This window comes from Amycolatopsis sp. cg9 (assembly GCF_041346945.1).
Lineage (GTDB): Bacteria > Actinomycetota > Actinomycetes > Mycobacteriales > Pseudonocardiaceae > Amycolatopsis.
In genome coordinates, this window is record NZ_CP166850.1 from 2,204,880 (window position 1) to 2,222,287 (window position 17,408).

At 71.7% G+C, this 17,408-nt stretch carries 20 protein-coding genes; 8 read left to right on the top strand and 12 right to left on the bottom strand.

Annotated elements, in window-relative coordinates; translation table 11 throughout:
- Positions 1-28 precede the first annotated feature (28 nt).
- Positions 29-598, top strand: a complete 570-nt coding sequence (locus AB5J73_RS10255; RefSeq protein ID WP_370969458.1) for an aerial mycelium formation protein — start codon at positions 29-31, stop codon at positions 596-598.
- Positions 595-1,530: an asparaginase gene (locus AB5J73_RS10260; RefSeq protein ID WP_370969459.1), complete on the top strand. Its 936-nt coding sequence runs from the start codon at positions 595-597 to the stop codon at positions 1,528-1,530. The genes AB5J73_RS10255 and AB5J73_RS10260 overlap by 4 nt, the downstream gene beginning before the upstream one ends.
- On the opposite strand, the gene AB5J73_RS10265 is transcribed toward AB5J73_RS10260, so the two are convergent.
- On the bottom strand, positions 1,527-2,423 hold the full coding sequence (locus tag AB5J73_RS10265) for a hypothetical protein (RefSeq protein ID WP_370969460.1): 897 nt from the start codon (positions 2,421-2,423) through the stop codon (positions 1,527-1,529). The two genes, AB5J73_RS10260 and AB5J73_RS10265, sit on opposite strands and share 4 nt — an antisense overlap.
- 207 nt (positions 2,424-2,630) lie before the next feature.
- Between AB5J73_RS10265 and AB5J73_RS10270 the strand changes: the two genes are divergently transcribed.
- Both AB5J73_RS10270 and AB5J73_RS10275 read left to right on the top strand, forming a co-directional pair.
- Positions 2,631-2,819, top strand: a complete 189-nt coding sequence (locus AB5J73_RS10270) for a DUF3073 domain-containing protein (protein ID WP_125308707.1) — start codon at positions 2,631-2,633, stop codon at positions 2,817-2,819.
- A 106-nt stretch (positions 2,820-2,925) separates the two neighbouring features.
- Positions 2,926-3,780, top strand: coding sequence for a 3-hydroxybutyryl-CoA dehydrogenase (locus tag AB5J73_RS10275; protein ID WP_370969461.1), 855 nt, complete (start codon positions 2,926-2,928; stop codon positions 3,778-3,780).
- Here AB5J73_RS10275 and AB5J73_RS10280 read toward each other — a convergent pair.
- The 4 genes from AB5J73_RS10280 to AB5J73_RS10295 form a co-directional block, all read right to left on the bottom strand.
- On the bottom strand, positions 3,771-4,586 hold the full coding sequence (locus AB5J73_RS10280; protein WP_370969462.1) for an ECF transporter S component: 816 nt from the start codon (positions 4,584-4,586) through the stop codon (positions 3,771-3,773). The genes AB5J73_RS10275 and AB5J73_RS10280 overlap by 10 nt on opposite strands.
- A 463-nt stretch (positions 4,587-5,049) precedes the next feature.
- Positions 5,050-6,648 carry an ABC transporter ATP-binding protein gene (locus AB5J73_RS10285; RefSeq protein ID WP_370969463.1) on the bottom strand — a complete coding sequence of 533 codons (1,599 nt, stop codon included), beginning with the start codon at positions 6,646-6,648 and terminating at the stop codon, positions 5,050-5,052.
- Positions 6,645-7,715 carry a CbiQ family ECF transporter T component gene (locus AB5J73_RS10290; RefSeq protein WP_370969464.1) on the bottom strand — a complete coding sequence of 357 codons (1,071 nt, stop codon included), beginning with the start codon at positions 7,713-7,715 and terminating at the stop codon, positions 6,645-6,647. The genes AB5J73_RS10285 and AB5J73_RS10290 overlap by 4 nt, the downstream gene beginning before the upstream one ends.
- Positions 7,705-8,334, bottom strand: a complete 630-nt coding sequence (locus tag AB5J73_RS10295; RefSeq protein WP_370969465.1) for a hypothetical protein — start codon at positions 8,332-8,334, stop codon at positions 7,705-7,707. The genes AB5J73_RS10290 and AB5J73_RS10295 overlap by 11 nt, the downstream gene beginning before the upstream one ends.
- A gap of 77 nt (positions 8,335-8,411) precedes the next feature.
- Between AB5J73_RS10295 and AB5J73_RS10300 the strand changes: the two genes are divergently transcribed.
- From AB5J73_RS10300 to AB5J73_RS10310, 3 genes are all read left to right on the top strand, one after another.
- Positions 8,412-9,317, top strand: coding sequence for a Gfo/Idh/MocA family protein (locus AB5J73_RS10300; RefSeq protein ID WP_370969466.1), 906 nt, complete (start codon positions 8,412-8,414; stop codon positions 9,315-9,317).
- A 239-nt stretch (positions 9,318-9,556) separates the two neighbouring features.
- The gene (locus tag AB5J73_RS10305) at positions 9,557-10,213 is read left to right on the top strand and encodes a VanZ family protein (RefSeq protein WP_370969467.1); all 657 of its coding nucleotides are present in this window, start codon (positions 9,557-9,559) and stop codon (positions 10,211-10,213) included.
- 175 nt (positions 10,214-10,388) lie between these two features.
- Positions 10,389-11,135: a GNAT family N-acetyltransferase gene (locus AB5J73_RS10310; RefSeq protein ID WP_370969468.1), complete on the top strand. Its 747-nt coding sequence runs from the start codon at positions 10,389-10,391 to the stop codon at positions 11,133-11,135.
- Here AB5J73_RS10310 and arfB read toward each other — a convergent pair.
- From arfB to AB5J73_RS10340, 6 genes are all read right to left on the bottom strand, one after another.
- Positions 11,132-11,563, bottom strand: a complete 432-nt coding sequence (arfB, locus tag AB5J73_RS10315) for an alternative ribosome rescue aminoacyl-tRNA hydrolase ArfB (protein WP_370969469.1) — start codon at positions 11,561-11,563, stop codon at positions 11,132-11,134. The genes AB5J73_RS10310 and arfB overlap by 4 nt on opposite strands.
- Before the next feature lie 2 nt (positions 11,564-11,565).
- A complete protein-coding gene (gene purM / locus AB5J73_RS10320; RefSeq protein WP_370969470.1) occupies positions 11,566-12,636 on the bottom strand; it encodes a phosphoribosylformylglycinamidine cyclo-ligase in 1,071 nt (356 codons plus the stop codon).
- A 28-nt stretch (positions 12,637-12,664) separates the two neighbouring features.
- Positions 12,665-14,191 carry an amidophosphoribosyltransferase gene (purF, locus tag AB5J73_RS10325; RefSeq protein ID WP_370969471.1) on the bottom strand — a complete coding sequence of 509 codons (1,527 nt, stop codon included), beginning with the start codon at positions 14,189-14,191 and terminating at the stop codon, positions 12,665-12,667.
- A 118-nt stretch (positions 14,192-14,309) separates the two neighbouring features.
- Positions 14,310-14,615 carry a hypothetical protein gene (locus AB5J73_RS10330; RefSeq protein ID WP_370969472.1) on the bottom strand — a complete coding sequence of 102 codons (306 nt, stop codon included), beginning with the start codon at positions 14,613-14,615 and terminating at the stop codon, positions 14,310-14,312.
- The gene (locus AB5J73_RS10335; protein ID WP_370969473.1) at positions 14,602-14,841 is read right to left on the bottom strand and encodes a DUF397 domain-containing protein; all 240 of its coding nucleotides are present in this window, start codon (positions 14,839-14,841) and stop codon (positions 14,602-14,604) included. The genes AB5J73_RS10330 and AB5J73_RS10335 overlap by 14 nt, the downstream gene beginning before the upstream one ends.
- Before the next feature lie 275 nt (positions 14,842-15,116).
- Entirely contained in the window at positions 15,117-15,995 is an 879-nt protein-coding gene (locus AB5J73_RS10340) for a helix-turn-helix domain-containing protein (protein ID WP_370969474.1), read from the bottom strand.
- 200 nt (positions 15,996-16,195) lie between these two features.
- Here AB5J73_RS10340 and AB5J73_RS10345 point away from each other — a divergent pair, with 200 nt between their 5' ends.
- Positions 16,196-16,993 (top strand): SAM-dependent methyltransferase, encoded by a 798-nt coding sequence (locus AB5J73_RS10345; protein WP_370969475.1) that lies wholly within the window; start codon positions 16,196-16,198, stop codon positions 16,991-16,993.
- Between the two features lie 13 nt (positions 16,994-17,006).
- On the opposite strand, the gene AB5J73_RS10350 is transcribed toward AB5J73_RS10345, so the two are convergent.
- Positions 17,007-17,387 (bottom strand): sterol carrier family protein, encoded by a 381-nt coding sequence (locus AB5J73_RS10350; RefSeq protein ID WP_370969476.1) that lies wholly within the window; start codon positions 17,385-17,387, stop codon positions 17,007-17,009.
- Positions 17,388-17,408: the final 21 nt, after the last annotated feature.

The following is a 17,408-nucleotide window of genomic DNA, read 5'->3' on the forward strand; positions in this document are numbered from 1 at the left end:
ATCACGCTCAACCGGGATAAACTGCGCTGTGATCGAAGTGCGGCCCGGCGGCAGGCGGCGGATCGACCGCGTGCTCGGCCCGGGGTACCTCAGCGGCTTGGGCGAGTTGCCGTTGAAGGTGCTGCGCGAGCGGCGCGACGAAGCAGCGCAGGAAGAGACGGATCTGTCCTACCTGCGCCGGCTCCTCCACGCGCGGATCGACATCGTGCGCGCGGAGCAGACGCGGCGCAGTTCCGGCGGCGAAGCCAGCATCGTCGACCAGCTGGCGACGATCCTGGCCGACAACGCACTGGGCCCGGCCGCGGGTTCGGGCCGGCACCAGCAGCTGGAACCGTCCCGCGCGGGCGAGCACCGCAGGCACGCGGAAGCCCTGATCGGCGACACCGACCTGACCGACGTCGGGTCCCTCTCGGACGAGAAGCTCGCTTCCGCTTTGGACACCTACGCCAGCGAAGAGCTGTCGGTGTCGTCCTTCCGGCGCGAGGTCCAGGGCGTGATGGACACGTTGAACGCGGAGATCGCGAAGCGCTACCAGCAGGGATCGGCCACTGTGGACGAGCTGCTGGAGAGCGAGCGCGGACGCGGCGAGGCCCCGTGACCAACCCGGTCCTCGCCGAAGTCGTCCGTTCGGGGTTCGTCGAAAGCGCCCACCGCGGCGCCCTGGTGGTGACCGGCCCCGAAGGCGAAGCCCGCCTGGCGCTGGGCGACGTCACCTCGCCGGTGTTCCCGCGCTCGTCCAACAAGCCCCTGCAGGCGGTCGGCATGCTGCGCGCCGGCCTGGACTTCGACGGCGAGGACCTGGCACTGGCGTGCGCGTCGCACTCCGGCGAGCCGGGCCACGTGAAGCGGGTCCTCGAGCTGCTGGAAGCGGCCGGCCTGCGCGAAGACGACCTGGCCTGCCCACCGGACTTCCCGCTGCACGTCCCGAGCATGCGCGACGCGGCCGAGCCCCGCCGCGTGATGATGAACTGCTCCGGCAAGCACACGGCGATGCTGACCACCTGCCTCCGCGCGGGCTGGCCGACGTCGGGTTACGAGGCCCCGGACCACCCGCTGCAGCAGGAGATCGCCGCGACGGTGGCGGAGCTGACGGCCGAGCCGATCGCCCACACGGGAGTGGACGGCTGCGGTGCCCCGCTGTTCGCGTTCTCACTGACCGGACTGGCCCGCGCGTTCGGCCGGGTGGCGGCCGCACCCGACGGTCCTGCGCGGCAGGTGGCTTCGGCGATGCGCGCGCACCCGTGGCTGGTCGCCGGCACCGGCCGCGAGGACACGGACCTGATGTCCGCGGTGGACGGTCTGGTGTCGAAGGCGGGCGCGGAGGGCGTCCAGGCGTTCGCGCTCCCGGACGGCTTCGCGGTGGCGATCAAGATCGACGACGGCAACAAGCGAGCGTGCGCCCCCTTGGCGGTGGCGGCCCTGCGGTACCTGGGGGTCGACGTGTCCGGGCTGGACGCCCTCGCCCACGGCTCGATCCTGGGCGGCGGCCGCCCGGTCGGCGAGATCCGGGTGCCGGAACTGCGCGGCTAGTTCGAGCGCTCGCGGCCGGCCAGGTCGCCCCAGAACTCGCGCAGGTCCGAGAACAGCTCGGCCAGCTCCTCCACGTTGCCCGAGCGCAGCGCGTCGAGGATGTCGTGGACCTCGTCCGCCGTGTTGTCGGCCTCCAGGACCGCGTCCGTGAAGAGCTGGACCAGGCCGCCGTAGTCGAGTTCGATCACCGAGTCGGGGTGGAAGTTGTCGAGCCAGCGGCGCGTTTCGAAGAGCACCCGGCCCGGACCGGAGTCGCCGAAGGTCTGTTCCAGCAGCTCGCCGGCCTCGCGGGCGCGGTGCTGGGCGTCGGCGAGCGTCGCGCGCCAGGACAGTTCGCGCTTCGGGTCGTCGCGGCCGGTGCCGAGGACCAGGCGGCGGTCGTCCGGGTCGATCAGCACGAACCAGGGCAGCGGGACCGTCCACGTCGTCGACAGCGTGTGGGCCGCCGTCGTGCTCAGGTCCGCCATCGCCGACTTGGTGCGGGCGCGGATCGTCTCCTGGGTGAAACCGCCCTCGTCGAGGACGACGTTCTTCAGCGCCGGGTGCGCGTCACCCAGGAACGTGACCAGTGCGGCCGCCGAACGGGCGCGCAGTTCCAGCGGGCAGACCAGCGGCCCGGCTTCGGCCTTGCCGTCCGGGACGTCCTCCGGGTCGAGCACCAGGACGTCGGTCAGCAGGCTCGGCGCGGGACGGCCGTCGGCGAGCTCGGCGGGCAGCAACCGCCGCGGGGCGGCGACCTGTGACTTGAGCCACATGGCCTGCTCGCGCGCGCCCGCGTCCGTCCGCTGCAGCTTGGCCGCCGCGACGGCCGCGCGCAGCCGTTCGTCCGGCGGGTCGCCCAGGGCGAGCAGGGGTTCGTACACCCGCAGGTAGGCCACGAAGGGACGGAGCACGGGTAGATCGTGGCACGTCTACCTGCACCGATCGTCACCGACCGGCCGGTAACCGGTGTCCGCCCGACACTGTCACCACCGGCACACCGTGCCACGTCGCATCGAACCCCCCGGACACGGTACGGTGTGACCAGGAAAGAATTGTCGAGACGATGCGGGGCCGCCGATTCCCCCGGCCGCCCCGCCCCTGTGCGAGGGGGTCGAGCCATGGGGCGCGGCCGGGCTAAGGCCAAGCAGACGAAGGTGGCGCGCGAGCTCAAGTACAGCTCGCACGAGACCGACTTCGATGCTTTGCAGCGCGAGCTGTCGAGTAACTCCTCCAGCGGTCATCACGAGGAGTCCGACAGCGAAGATCAAGACCCGTACGACGACGGGTACGACGAGTACCGTCGTTGAGCACGCGTAACCGCGCGAGGGCGAAGCCGGGCAAAACCCGGCAACCGCCCTCGCGCGCTGCGTGCTGCCCAAGAACGGGCCTGCGAAGCGATGAAGGAGTGAACCGGTGGTCAGTCGAGTTGGAGTCGTCGGGGCGGGCCTGATGGGGTCCGGCATCGCCGAGGTGCACGCCAGGGCCGGGTTGGACGTCGTGGTCACCGAGGTGAACCAGCCGGCGCTCGACGCGGGCAAGGCGCGCATCGAGAAATCCCTGCAGCGCGGCGTCAAGAGCGGCAAGCTGTCCGCAGAGGACGCCGACGGGGCGCTCGGCCGGGTCCGGTTCACGACCGACATCGCCGAGTTCGCCGACCGCGAACTCGTCGTCGAGGCGATCCTCGAGCAGGAGCAGGCGAAGGTCGACGTCTTCCGCCAGCTGGACAAGATCGTCGAGGCCGAGGACGCGGTGTTCGCGTCCAACACGTCGTCGATCCCGATCATGAAGCTGGGCATGGCGACGAGCCGGCCGCAGCAGGTGGTCGGCATCCACTTCTTCAACCCGGTGCCGGTGCTGCCGCTGGTGGAGCTGGTGCCCTCGCTGCTGACCAGCGAGGAGACCGCCCGCCGCGCGGAGGAACACGCGACGACGGCGCTGGGCAAGACCGTGATCCGCTCGCAGGACCGCGCCGGGTTCATCGTGAACTCGCTGCTGGTGCCGTACCTGCTCTCGGCGATCCGCATGATCGAGTCGGGCTTCGCCTCGGCCGAGGACATCGACCGCGGCATGGAGCTGGGCACGGCCCACCCGATGGGCCCGCTGCGACTGTCCGACCTGATCGGGCTGGACACGATCAAGGCCATCGCGGACTCGATGTACGCGGAGTTCAAGGAGCCGCTGTACTCGTCGCCGCCGCTGCTGCTGCGCATGGTGGACGCGGGCCTGCTCGGCAAGAAGACCGGCCGCGGGTTCTACTCCTACAGCTGATCGAAGGTCACGGGCGCGCCGAAGGCCGCCCGGCGAGCGGCCCGGCGCAGCACCGCGAGGATGGCCGGCCCCAGCAGGACGATGGCGACGGCGTTGGTGATCGCGCGGCCGGTGTCCCAGCCGAGCGTCGACGTCAGCACGGTGTACACCGCGAACCGGTGGAGGTTCTCCAGCAGCGGCGAGCCGGGCACGAAGCCGAGCTGCGTGCTGCCCCCGGCGAGGAACGGCCACGACCACAGGCTCATGAGGAGCCCGAAGAAGTAGGCCGCGAACACGCCGTACACGACGAGCATCGCGATCTCGGCTTTGCCGCGCGCCCGTGGCAGCAACCCGGCCCCGAGCCCGATGAGCGACGAAGCGAGCATCTGGAACGGCAGCCACGGCCCGACCCCGGCGGTGAGCAGCGCGCTGGTGAACAGCGACGTCGAGCCGAGCACGAACCCGAAGCCGGGCCCGAAGACCCGGCCGGCGAGCACGAGCAGGAAGAAGACCAGCTCGATACCCCCGGTCCCGGCCCCGAGCGGCCGCAGCCCGGCGTTGACGGCGGAGAGCACGCCGAGGAGAGCGAGCGCTTTGGCGTCGATGCCGCCGCGGGACAGCTCGGCCAGGACGACGAGGATCAGCACCGGCAGGGTCGCCATGAAGACGAACGGCGCGTCGGCGGTGTGGGCGGCCGCGGTGGGCTGCGGGTTGGTGAAGAGGGGCCAGCAGAACATGGCCAGGCCGAGGAGGCTCGCGGTGGTGAGGACCAGCGCGGGCCGAGGGGTGAGCCGGATGGTGCGGGGCTTCGGGAGGAAGTCGGTCATGGCGCCGGCTCCGGGGCTCGGGTAGCCCGGCACGAGACGGCGCTCGTGGCCGACCGTGCTCGGGCGCGGCTCGGCGCTCCGGCAGCTCCGGCAGCTCCGGCAGCTCCGGCAGCTCCGGCAGCTCCGGCAGCTCCGGCAGCTCCGGCAGCTCCGGCAGCTCCGGCAGCTCCGGCAGCTCCGGCAGCTCCGGCAGCTCCGGCAGCTCCGGACGAGCGTGCGCCTACGGCCGACCGTGCTCGGGCGTGGCTCGGTGCTGCGATGGGCGCGACTGGGTGACCCGCCGCGCTGGATCGCGCGGGGGCCTGTGGTGCGGCGCCGCGCGGTGCGGCGGCCAGGACCGGCGACTCCGGGGCGACCCTCGTGACCGCGCTGGGGCGCGAGGCGCCGCCGCATCGACCGGGCGCCGAGCCGCCGCCGTGCGTACGTGGGTGGGCGGGGGTCGGCATCGGACCGTCCTGCGTTCTCATGCCAGGGCTTCCGCGACCTCGTCCACCGTCAGCCACCGCTCCGGTGCCAGGATCTTCGCCACCTGGGGAGCGAACGCCGGCGATGCGACGATGACCTCCTTCGTCGGGCCGTCCGCGACGATCTCGCCCTCGGCCATGACCACCACGCGGGTGACCACCGTGGCCACGAACTCGACGTCGTGGGTGGCCAGCAGCACCGCGCGGTCCTGCGAGGCCAGCTCTCGCAGGATCGCGGCGAAGCGCCGTTTCGCGTGGTAGTCCAGGCCGCGGGTGGGCTCGTCGAGGAGGACGACCGGGGGTGCCGCGGCCAGCTGGACCGCCAGCACCAGCGCCAGTCGCTGGCCTTCCGAGAGGTCGCCGGGGTGCGCTTCGCCGGCGATTCCCGGGGACAGGCGGTCCAGTAGCTGCCGGGTCGTTCCCGCCGCCACCTGCGATTCGGTGTCCGCCTGTGCGCACTCGGCGGCCACCGAATCGAGGTACAGCAGGTCCGCCGGTGTCTGCGGGACCAGCCCCACGCGCTGACGGGCCGCTCGTGGCTTGAGCGACGCGGGATCCGCGCCCCCGACGTCGACCTTCCCCGCCGACCTCGGGCCGCTGCCCTGCACCGCCCAGAGAAGCGACGACTTGCCGGAGCCGTTGCGTCCCATCAGCGCGATCACTTCCCCCGGCCCGGCACGCAGGTCCACCCCGCGCACCGCCGAGACATCTCCGTAGCGGACCACCACCCCTCTCACGTCCAGTGCTCGACCGGTCACCGAAAGACTACGACCCACCACCGACAATTTCCGGAGCCGTGATCGCAGGGGGCCCGCGAGACGCCGCGCGTCCCGGACCGACAGGGGCAGCGGGGACCAGCCCGCGAGCCGTCCCAGCTCGGCGATCGGGGGTGCGATCGACGACGTCGCCAGGATCTCCGCGGGCGGGCCGGAGCGCACCGAACCGTCGCCCGGGAGGTACAGCAGGCGGTCCGCGTACTGCGCGACGCGCTCCATCCGGTGCTCCGCGACGACCACCGTCGTGCCCAGGTCGTGCACCAGCCGGGTGATCGCCGCCAGCACGTCCTCGGCCGCGGTCGGGTCCAGGGCGGACGTCGGCTCGTCGAGCACGACGACGGACGGGTGGGCCGTCAGGACCGAGCCGATCGCGACCCGCTGCTGCTGGCCGCCCGAGAGCGTCCGAAGTGGACGGTTGCGGAGTTCCGCGATGCCCAGCAGGTCCAGAGTCTCCTCGACCCGCTTGCGCATGACGTCCGGCGGCACCGCCAGCTGCTCCATCGCGTACGCGAGCTCCTCCTCGACGGTGTCGGTCACGAACCCGGCCAGCGGGTCCTGCCCGACGACGCCGACGACCGAAGCCAGTTCACGCGGGGGATGCGCGGACGTGTCCAGTCCGGCCACGACCACCCGCCCCGCCAAGCGGCCGCCGGTGAAGTGCGGGACGAGCCCGTTCAGCGCGCCGAGCAACGTCGACTTGCCCGCCCCGGTCGGCCCCGCGACCAGGCACAACTCGCCTTCCTCGACCACCAGCGACACGTCCGAAAGCACCGGCCGCGAGGCGTCCGGGTAGGTCACCGTGACCCGCGAGAACTCGATCACCGGACGACCTCCGACAACGACGGCGGTGGCGGCGCGACGAACGCCGGCAGCACCGCGACCAGCACGGACAACGCGTGCACCCAGGAAACCTCCGGCCAGCGCAACGGGCTCAGCGACGGGAACAAGCGGCCGGGGTCGATCCGCGCGGTGGCGAACAGCAGCGCGCACGCACCGACCCCCGACGCGACGACCAGCGTCTCCGGCCACCGCCACGGGTCCGGCCGGTACGCCGTCCGCCGCACGCGCCGCCCGCCGAGGACGAAGCCGGCGACGGCCACGGCCAGGCCGCCCGCCAGCAGCGGGACGCCGAGCCACGACGACGTCCCGTCGAGCACGCCGTAGACGCCGACGCACACCCCGGCCAAGCCGGCCAGGACGCAGGTGGCGATCAGCGCGCGCAGGCCAGGACTCAGGTACGCCCGGCGCCCGTAGCCCCGGGAGTCCATCGCGGCCGCCAGCCGCAGTGACCGGTCCATCGCGTCCTCCAGCACCGGCACCACGATGCCCTTGACCGCCCGCGGCCCGCGAGTCCGGCCCGCCCGCAGCCGCCGCGCCCGCCGGACGCGTTGCACGCTTTCGACGAGCTGCGGCGCGACCGTCAGCGCCACCGTCACCGCCGTGCCCACCTCGTACAGCGCGCCCGGCACCGCCTTGAGCAGGCGCTTCGGGTTCGCCAACGCGTTCGCCGCGCCGACGCAGACCACCATCGTGGCCAGCCGCAGGCCGTCGTAGAAGCCGCCGAGCAGCTCCTCCGCCGACGTCGGTCCGAGCAGGGACAGCCCGGCGGCGAGCGGGATCCGCGGCAGCGAGAACAGCACGTGCCCGCCGTCGTCGCCGCCGACCAGGATCCGGAAGACCACGCGGGAGGCGACGATCAACGCGCCGACGTACGCGTACAGCCGGAACGCCAGCGCCCAGGGCGCGTCAGTCCGCCGGTTCGCGACGACGAACCCGGCGACGGTGATGATCAGGCCGAGCAGCAGCGGGTTCGTCGTGCGGCTGGCGGCGACGGCCAGCGCGAGCGCCCACGTCCACCAGGCGCCGGGGTGCAGCGCCCTACTCGCCACGGCGACGGCGGCGCGACGCGAGGAACACGCCCGCGCCACCGAGGACCAGGATCACGGCGGCACCGATCACGAAGCCCCACGGGAATTCGACGTCGCCGGCTTTCGAGACGTCCGGAGCGGCCGTCGCGGCCTGCCGCACCGGAGCCACCTTCGGCGGCGCCGGCAGGTCGTTCGCCGACTTCGGCCGCGCGAACGCCCAGCCCTCGAACCCACCGGGGGCCGGCTTCGCGGTCTGCGCGCCTTCCTGGCTCGACGTCCAGCTGCCGCCGGCGGAGGCGTGCCAGTAGCTCCAGTACGCCGTGGCCGACGGCATCCCCGCGCACGACTCGACGTCGGGTCCCGGCTGGCCCGCGATCCGGCAGGCCACGGCCAGGCCGTACTTCTGCGAACCGGCGACCTCGACGCCGGCGTCCTGCAGGGCCGCGATGCCGTTCGCCGGCGCGCCGGGGACGCAGCGGATCAGCGGCTGCGGGCCCAGGTCGCCGAAGTCGACGACCACCGTGACGCCGCCGCCCTCCGGGCAGGGCCCGTCCGTGCCCGCCGCCGACGCGGGCGCGGCGCCCACGAAGGCGGCGCCGAACAGGAGAGCGCAGACGACGGCGAAACGGGAGGCGATCATGCAGGCACTTTAGCCAGGACGGCACCCGCCGAAGGTGCGGTTCCGGCGCGACGAGCAACACACCTAGACTGCGGGCCGTGGGACAGCTCATCGCGGACGGACAGCTGCGCGTCGGCCTGATCGGCGCCGGCCCGTGGGCGAAGACGGTGCACGCGCCGGGCCTCGCGGATCACCCCGGCACGGCGCTGACCGCGGTCTGGGCCCGGCGGCCGGAGGCGGCGCAAACGCTTGCGGAGACGCACTGCGCGACCGCGGCCGCCAGCGTCGAGGAGCTGTTCGAGCAGGTCGACGCGGTCGCGCTCGCCGTCCCGCCGTCGATCCAGGCCGAGCTGGGCGTGCGCGCGGCCGAAGCCGGGAAGCACCTGATCCTCGAGAAGCCGATCGCCGCCGACCTCGAGGGCGCGCGACGGCTGGCCGACGCGGTCGCCGCCGCCGACGTCGCCGCGCTCGTCGTGCTGACCCTGCGGTACTCGACGCAGACCCAGGAGTGGCTCGCCGGCCTCGCCCAGGCGGGCGGCTGGGCGGGCGGTGGCGCGCGCTGGCTGTCCGGTGCGCTGCTCGGGGGTCAGTACGCGGCGTCGGAGTGGCGCCAGGACGACGGCGGCGCGCTGTTCGACATCGGCCCGCACGCGCTCGACCTCCTCGACGCCGCGCTCGGCCCGATCACCGGCGTCGTCGCCGCGCGGCGGAGCCCCGGCGACCTCTGGCACCTGATGCTCGCCCACGAAGACGGCGTGATCAGCACCGCCACGCTCTCGCTGCGGCTGCCGGTGCAGCCGACTGTCGTCGAACTCGCCGTCTGGGGTCAGCACGGCTACCGGACGCTCGGCCGCAAACCGGGCTCGGCGCAGGAGTCCTACACCGCGCTCCTGGACGACTTCGCGGCGATGATCGCCAGCGGCACGACGACCCACCCGTGCGACGTCCGGCGCGGCCTGCACCTGCAGACGCTGCTCGACCAGGCCCGCCGGCTCGCCGAGTAGTACACAGGCCCCTTTCGCGCGATTCCGTTGTGGAACAACGGTTTCCGCCACCATCCCCCATTTCTTCCACAGGGTTGTCCACAGTTTCCACTGTGGACAGTGCGCCTCCCGACCGAACCACGGCGGGAGGGACTCCGCCACCGGAAAGATCACCGAATAGTGCGGCTCGCTCGGACTGCCGAGTCGATCTTGCGATGCGAAGGTGATTTTGAGTGGAGGGGTTCCGAGAGAGGAGGCGCATGGAAGCCTTGCTTCGCGCCTTCTGGGGGATGATTCCGATTTCGGCGATCGCGCTGCCGTACGCGCTGGTCGGCTGGCCGCTGCTCGCGGCCCGGCGTCGCCGAAGACTCCCGGTCCGCTTCGCGACCGCGACGGCCGGCGTCGACTGCGCCGCGCTGCTCGTTGCCTTTCTGGTGTTTTGCCTGGTCATCATGCCGGTCGGCGGTTCTTCCGAGAGCACTCTCGACCTCGTTCCCGGCTCCGACATCACCGCGGCGTTCGCCGACGACGGTTCACTCTGGCAGGTGATCGGCAACGTCCTGCTGCTCTGCCCGCTCGGCGCGCTGCTGCCCCTCCGGATGCGGCGGCTGCGCACGCTCGCGCGCATCGCGCTGGCCGCGTTGCTCGCGTCCCTGCTGGTGGAAGGTACGCAATATCTGATCCACTCCGGCCGGGTCACCTCGACCGACGACGTCCTGCTGAACACCGCGGGCGCGACGCTCGGCGCGGCGCTGAGCCGTCGCGGGTGGCGCGCGCTGGACCCGCCGCCACCGGCGCCGGTCGCCATTCCGGCGCAGCGGCGGCGGATCTGCGAGTCGCCCACGCTCCGGATGCGCGTGCCGCGTTCGGTGTGGGACACGCGCTACGCCGCGATCGCCCACCCGGAGCGCCGGTAAACCGGTTGCGGCCGGTGCGAAACTGGGGGTGAAGAGCCCCTTCGAGTCGAGGAATGACCGCCTATGCCTGGCGCCGCGTTCGGCGTCGGCCCTCGCTAGGCCCGACGCCCAGCGACCTGCCCGCGTGCCGCGTCCGGCGGCCGCGGTTCCTTGGCGTGCTTTTCGAAAGGCTCGAATGTCTGCCATCCAGACCTATGTCCGCAAGACGGCGCCGCACGGCCGTGAGACCGAGCGGGTCGGCCCGTTCCTGGCGACCTACTCGCCCGGTACGGCGCACCCGATGCTCAACTACGCGATCCCGGACGACGGCGCGAAGCCGGCCGCGGCCGAGATCGACGCGCTCACCGCGGCGTACCGGCGGCGGGACCTGCTCCCGCGGCTGGAGTACTTCACCGACGTCGCCCCCGACCTGGAGAAACTGCTGGTCGAGGCGGGGTACGCGCTCGAACGGCGGGTGCCGCTGATGACCTGCGGCCCCGCCGAGCGGATCGACCGGCCCGTCCCGGCGGGGATCCGGCTGCGCGCACCGGAGTCCGGCGAGGACTTCCGGCGCCTGCGATCGGCGCAGAACACGGCGTTCGGCGAACCCGCCGAGATCGGTGCCGAAGAGGTCGAAAAGCTGCAGGCCGGCTCGGGTGTCCGGCACCTGCTGGCGGAGGACGTCGCCACCGGGGCGGTCGTCGGCGGCGGCCTCGCGCTCGAGGTCGTCGACGGCACCACCGAGGTGGCCGGGATCGCCGTGCTCGAGCCGTACCGCGGGCGCGGGATCGCCGCGGCGCTCACCGCGCGGCTCACCCGGGAAGTCCACGAGGCCGGTGCCCACACGGCGTTCCTCACCCCCGGTGACCTGGGGATCGGCAACGTCTACGCTCGCGTCGGCTACCGGCCGGCCGGGGAGTGCGTGCACCTGTCCTTGGGTTAATCGTCGAAGCGGCCGGAGCGGCCACGTTTCACGTCGCTCCGGCGCTTCTTCGACGCCAGGCGGCGCTCCTTGGAACCGCGGGACGGTTTCGTGGCGCGCCGCTTGGCGGGCGGCGGCGCTGACGCGTCGAGCAGCAGGTTCGCCAGCCGCCCGCGCGCCGCTTCGCGGTTTTGCAGCTGCGATCGGTGCTCGCTGGCCGCGATGGTCAGGACGCCGTCGACCAGCCGGGGCCCGAGCGCGGCCAGCACGCGGTCGCGCAGGTGCTCCGGGATCGACGGCGACGCGGCGACGTCGAACGACAGCTCGACGCGCGAGTCCGTGGTGTTGACGCCCTGGCCGCCCGGGCCCGACGAGCGCGAAAAGCGCTCGCTGAGCTCGGCCTCGGGGACGACGAACCGGGCGCCGACCACGACGTCCCCGGTGGCCACGGTCAGAACCGCGGGTGGTCGCCCGAGAGCACCGCGCGCGGGCCGTCGACGTCGCCGGCCGGCTGGACGTCACCCAGGATCCACGCCGGGACGTGCCGCGCGGTCAGCATGGCCAGCGCCCGGTCGACGTCTTCGGCGCCGACGATCGCGACCATGCCGACGCCCATGTTGAACGTCTTCTCCAGCTCGGCGCGCTCGACCTTGCCGCGCTGGCCGATCAGCGCGAACACCGGCGCCGGCGTCCAGGTGCCGCGCTCGAGGCGGGCGACCAGGCCGCGCGGCATGACGCGGGCGAGGTTGGCCTCGAGGCCGCCGCCGGTGATGTGCGCGAACGTCCGGACCTCGGTCTCGGCCGCGAGCGCCAGGCAGTCCTTCGCGTAGATCCGCGTCGGCTCCAGCATCTCCTCGCCGAGGGTGCGGCCGAACTCCTCGACGTGCCCGTCGAGCGGCATCCGCGCGATGTCGAGCAGCACGTGCCGGGCCAGGGAGTACCCGTTCGAGTGCAATCCGGACGAGCCGAGCGCCAGCACGACGTCGCCCGGGCGGACCTTGTCCGGCGAGAGCAGCTGCGACGCCTCGACCACGCCGACCCCGGTGGCCGACATGTCGTAGTCGTGCTCGCCCATCAGACCCGGGTGCTCCGCGGTCTCGCCGCCGAGCAGCGCGCAGCCGGCCTGGACGCAGCCCTCGGCGATGCCGCCGACCAGCGCGGCGATCTTCTCCGGGTGCACCTTGCCGACGGCGATGTAGTCCTGCAGGAACAGCGGCTCGGCACCGGTCACGACCAGGTCGTCGACGACCATGGCGACCAGGTCGATGCCGACCGTGTCGTGCTTGTCCAGCGCCTGCGCGACCGCGATCTTGGTGCCGACGCCGTCGGTCGAGGACGCGAGCACCGGCTCCTTCCACTTGTCGAGCTTGAGGGAGAAGAGCCCGGCGAAGCCGCCGACACCGCCCATGACCTCGGGCCGCGTGGCCCGCTCGGCGTGCGGCTTGAGCAGCTCGACGGCTTGGTCACCGGCGTCGATGCTGACGCCGGCGGCGGCGTACGTGGCGCTCGTGGACTCGCTCACGGTGGAAGGACTCCTCTGGAAGGAACTGCTAGGGACGCCGGACGGCGTCTTCGGCACCGTACCCGGCGGGGCTGACCGGGGTCGCCGCGCCATTGACCGAGTCGAGGCTTTCGAGCAGGTGCTTTCCGATCAGCGCGTCCTCCGGGAGCGCGATCGGGTACTCGCCGGAGAAGCACGCCGTGCACAGCCGCGACTTCGGCTGTTCCGTCGCCGCGACCAGGCCGTCCAGGGAAATGTAGCCCAGGGAGTCGGCTCCGATCGAGCGCCGGATGCCGTCGGTGTCGACACCGTTCGCGACCAGCTCGGCCCGCGACGCGAAGTCGATGCCGTAGAAGCACGGCCAGCGCACGGGCGGTGACGCGATCCGGACGTGCACCTCGAGCGCGCCGGCCTCCCGCAGCATCCGGACCAGCGCGCGCTGGGTGTTGCCGCGGACGATCGAGTCGTCCACCACGACCAGGCGCTTGCCGCGGATGACGTCGCGCAGCGGGTTCAGCTTGAGGCGGATGCCCAGCTGGCGGATGGTCTGCGACGGCTGGATGAACGTGCGCCCGACGTAGGCGTTCTTCACCAGGCCGGTGCCGTAGGGGATGCCGGAGCCCTGCGCGTAGCCGATCGCGGCCGGCGTGCCCGACTCCGGCACCGGCATCACGAGGTCGGCCTCGACCGGCTGCTCCTGCGCCAGGCGGCGGCCGATCTCGACGCGGGTGGCGTGCACGCCGCGGCCGGCGATCGTGGTGTCGGGGCGCGCGAGGTAGACGTACTCGAAGACGCAGCCCTTGGGGTCCGGGTTCGCGAACCGGGAGGACCGCAGGCCCTCGGCGTCGATGGCGATGAGCTCGCCGGGCTCGACCTCGCGGACGAAGGACGCGCCGACGATGTCGAGGCCCGCCGTCTCGCTCGAGACGACCCAGCCGCGCTCCAGCCGGCCGAGCACCAGCGGGTGCACGCCGTGCGGGTCACGGGCCGCGTACAGCGTGTTCTCGTCGGAGAACACCAGGCAGAAGGCGCCCTTCAGGGTGGGCAGCAGCTCCATGGCCGCGGCCTCGATGCCCTTGTCGGCGGCGTTCGCGGCGAGCAGGCCGCAGATGAGGTCCGAGTCGCTCGACGAGCCGGTCAGGCCCGCGTGCGGCTTGAGGCCCGCCTCGATGGTGCGTTCGCGCAGCTCGGCCGTGTTGACGAGGTTGCCGTTGTGCGCGAAGGAGAGGCCGCTGCCGGTCTCGGTGGTGCGGAAGATCGGCTGCGCGTTCTCCCAGATGGTCGCACCGGTGGTCGAGTACCGGCAGTGCCCGACGGCGATGTGGCCCTGCAGCGACTGCAGGATCTGCTCGTCGAACACCTGGCTGACCAGGCCGAGGTCCTTGAAGACCACGATCTGCGAGCCGTCGGAGACGGAGATGCCGGCGGCCTCCTGCCCGCGGTGCTGCAGGGCGTAGAGGCCGTAGTAGGTCAGCTTCGCGACTTCTTCCCCGGGAGCCCAGACGCCGAAGACGCCACACTCCTCACGGGGTTCCGGTTCGGGCTGGTCGGACACGACTTGCGGGTCGGAAACCACCGAGGAGCTCCTGGGAAGACGTGGTCAGGCCGGTTTCAGTGTAGACGGTGCGGACATGAGTCAGGCCCCGCCCGGAGTGGTTCTGACCACTTCGGACGGGGCCCGCAAACTTGGGGTTCTAGCACGCATCCGGCAACGCGAGGATCTCGGAGAGCACCTGTGCGCCTTCGCCGCGGCGGCGCCAAAGCCACCGCTCCGGCTCGAAGATGTTGTCTTCGGTGCCGGGCATCCGGGTCGCCTCCACGTCGTCCTCGGCGTTGAGCCGGACCACGTCCACCACGTCGTCGTGCACCCGCACGCCGACGACGGCGAGGACCTCGCCACGCTCGTCGGCGGGGTGGACGAACTGGTAACCGCGAGCCACCAGCTCCTGCAATCCGGTCTCGATGTCGAAGACGGGGGCGACGACCTCAGCCGAGGACATCGTCGAATTCACCGTCCTTGGCGCCCGCCAGGAAGGCCGCCATTTCCGCGCGCGTATACACGAGCGCCGGGCCGGTGGGGAAGCGCGAATTGCGCATCGCGATCTCGCCGTTGGACAGCGGCGCCACCTCGACGCAGTTGCCGTAAGCGCCACTGTAGCTCGCCTTGCGCCACTGGGCGCCGGAGAGCCGATCGGCCGGGATGCCGTTCTCGAATTGCTCTGCCACGTTCCCACCTCTCGAAGCGGATTTGCCCCGGGCGCCGCATCTGCATGTGCATTTGCCCGCGTATCGAAGGCTAGCACGTGTGCCTGCAACGGTAAATGCACGTGCAGAAGTTCTTGCAAAGTTCTCGGACGGTAAAGAATCACCTGGTCACGGTTAACCTATCGGGTGATAGGCAGCTTCCCTTTCGGGTTAACCACTACGAGTAGTTACCGGTCAGCGGAGCACCGCACGAGAGCGAACTCCGGAGAGTGACGACGAGAAGCGGCGGCGAGGGGTCAGATCTCGGCGCGGCGCTTCGCCAGCAGGGCGCGGCTCCGCTCCGGCGTTTCCGAGTCGACCGCCAGCATGTCGAGCGCGCGGCTGTACTTCTCGATCTCTTCGCGCTTCTCGATGTAGTGCGCACCGGTCATGTACTCGACGTACGCGATGTTCGGCAGTTCCGGCTCGCCGAACCGCAGCAGCGAAAACGCGTGTTCCGCGGACAGGCCGCTGCGCGTGTACGGCAGGACCTGGATCGACACGTGCGGCAGCGCGCTCATCTCGAGCAGGTATTCGATCTGCTGCTTGAGGACCTTGACCCCGCCGATGGGTCGGTGGAGCACCGATTCGTCGAGGACCATCCAGACGCGCGGCGCGTCCGGCCTGCTGAACATCTTCTGCCGGCGCATCCGCAGCGCGACGAGCTGGTCGACCCGCTCGTCGGCCATCTCCGAACGGCCGTGGCTGAAGATCGCGCGGGCGTACGGCTCGATCTGGAGCAGGCCCGAGACGTAGATCGGCTCCCAGATCTGGATTCGAGCGGCGGCTTCTTCGAGGCCGACGAGGTCGGTGAACCAGTTCGGCATGGTGTCGCCGAAGCGCCGCCACCAGCCCGGCTCGTTCGACTGCTTGACCATGTCGAGGAACGTCTGGCGTTCCGTCGAGTCCTCGACGCCGTACATCGTCAGCAGGTCGGTGACGTCGCGTTCCTTGAAGCCGACGCGGCCCAGCTCGAGCCGGCTGATCTTCGATTCGGACCCGCGGATGTTGTACCCGGCCTGCTGGCGGGTGATGCCGGCTTCCTCACGGAGCCGCCGCAGCTGCGAGCCCAGGATCATGCGGCGCGCCGTGGGGCCGATGTTCTGTTCTCCTGCGGACGCGTTCACCGCGTTCATTCCCGGACCTTCCGCGCTCACGTCACCAGGGGGTTCTAGCCCGACTACCGAAAGTACACGTTAACCCGTCCTGCGCAAAGAGGTGACCCGGTTTACCCCGTGCGCGCGTCGGCCTACTCTACGTAGAGTACGAGACTTTCGACACAGAACTTGCGAGGTTCAAGATGCCCGACGCCGCGACCCGGACCGAACGAGTTCCCGTGGGGGTCGACCCGACCCGAGCCAGCATCGCGCGCGTGTACGACGCCTTCCTGCTGGGGAAGGACAACTACGAGATCGACCGGGAGGTCCTGCACAAGGTGCAGAAGGCCGCCCCGGAGGCGCAGGACCTCGCGTTCGAGAACCGCGGCTTCCTCATCCGCGCCTGCCGTTTCCTCGCGAGCCAGACCGGCATCACCCAGTTCCTCGACCTCGGCTCGGGCCTGCCGACGGCGGAGAACACCCACCAGGTCGTCCAGCGGATCAACCCGGAGACCAAGGTCGTCTACGTCGACAACGACCCCGTGGTCCTCGCGCACGGCCGGGCGCTGCTGGAGGAGAACGAGCACACCCACTTCGTCGCCGAAGACATCTTCGAGCCCGCGCGGATCCTGCAGAACGAGGTCGTCCGCGAGCACATCGACTTCAGCCAGCCGCTGGTCCTGCTCCAGATGGGCACGCTGCACCACTTCAACGGCGACCCCGCCCGGCCGGCCGAGATCATGCGGGAGTACGTCGACGCGCTGCCGTCCGGCTCCTTCGTCGGGCTCAGCCACTTCTTCGACCCCGAGAACGACGACTCCGCGACCGCCCGCCGGATGGAGGACTTCTTCCTGCACAGCCCGATGGGCTCCGGCACCTTCCGGACGCAGAAGGAGATCGAAGAGCTGTTCCCCGGCCTCGACATGGTGCCCCCGGGCGTGGTCCGGTGCGCCGACTGGTGGCCGGACGGCCCGCGGCTCAAGGAGCTGAACGTCGCGCAGCGGACGATCGCCGGCGGCGTCGGCCGCAAGCCGTAGGGATCCCCGTCCGTCAGAGGCGGACGAGGGGGAGCCAATGGGAGAGGTCGGCCCGGGTGCCCGATGCGGACACCCGGCCGTCCGCCACCGCAGTGGTCCAGTCCAGTCCGCCGGTGGCCAGTTCCAGCCACGTGCGCGGATCGGTCTCGATCACGTTCGGCGGGGTGCCCCTGGTGTGCCGCGGGCCCTCCACGCACTGCACCGCCGCGAACGGCGGCACGCGGACTTCGACCGTGCGGCCCGGCGCGTCGGCCGCCAGCGCGCGCAGGCTGAGCCGGACCGCGGTGGCGAGCTCGGGGCGCGCCGGGTCCGGTGCATCGCCCTGCAGCCAAGGGAAAACCGCCAGCACCGCCGCACGTAACTGTCCGGGGTCGACCGAACGCGAAGAGGCCATGGGCAAACAGTAGAGTGGCGC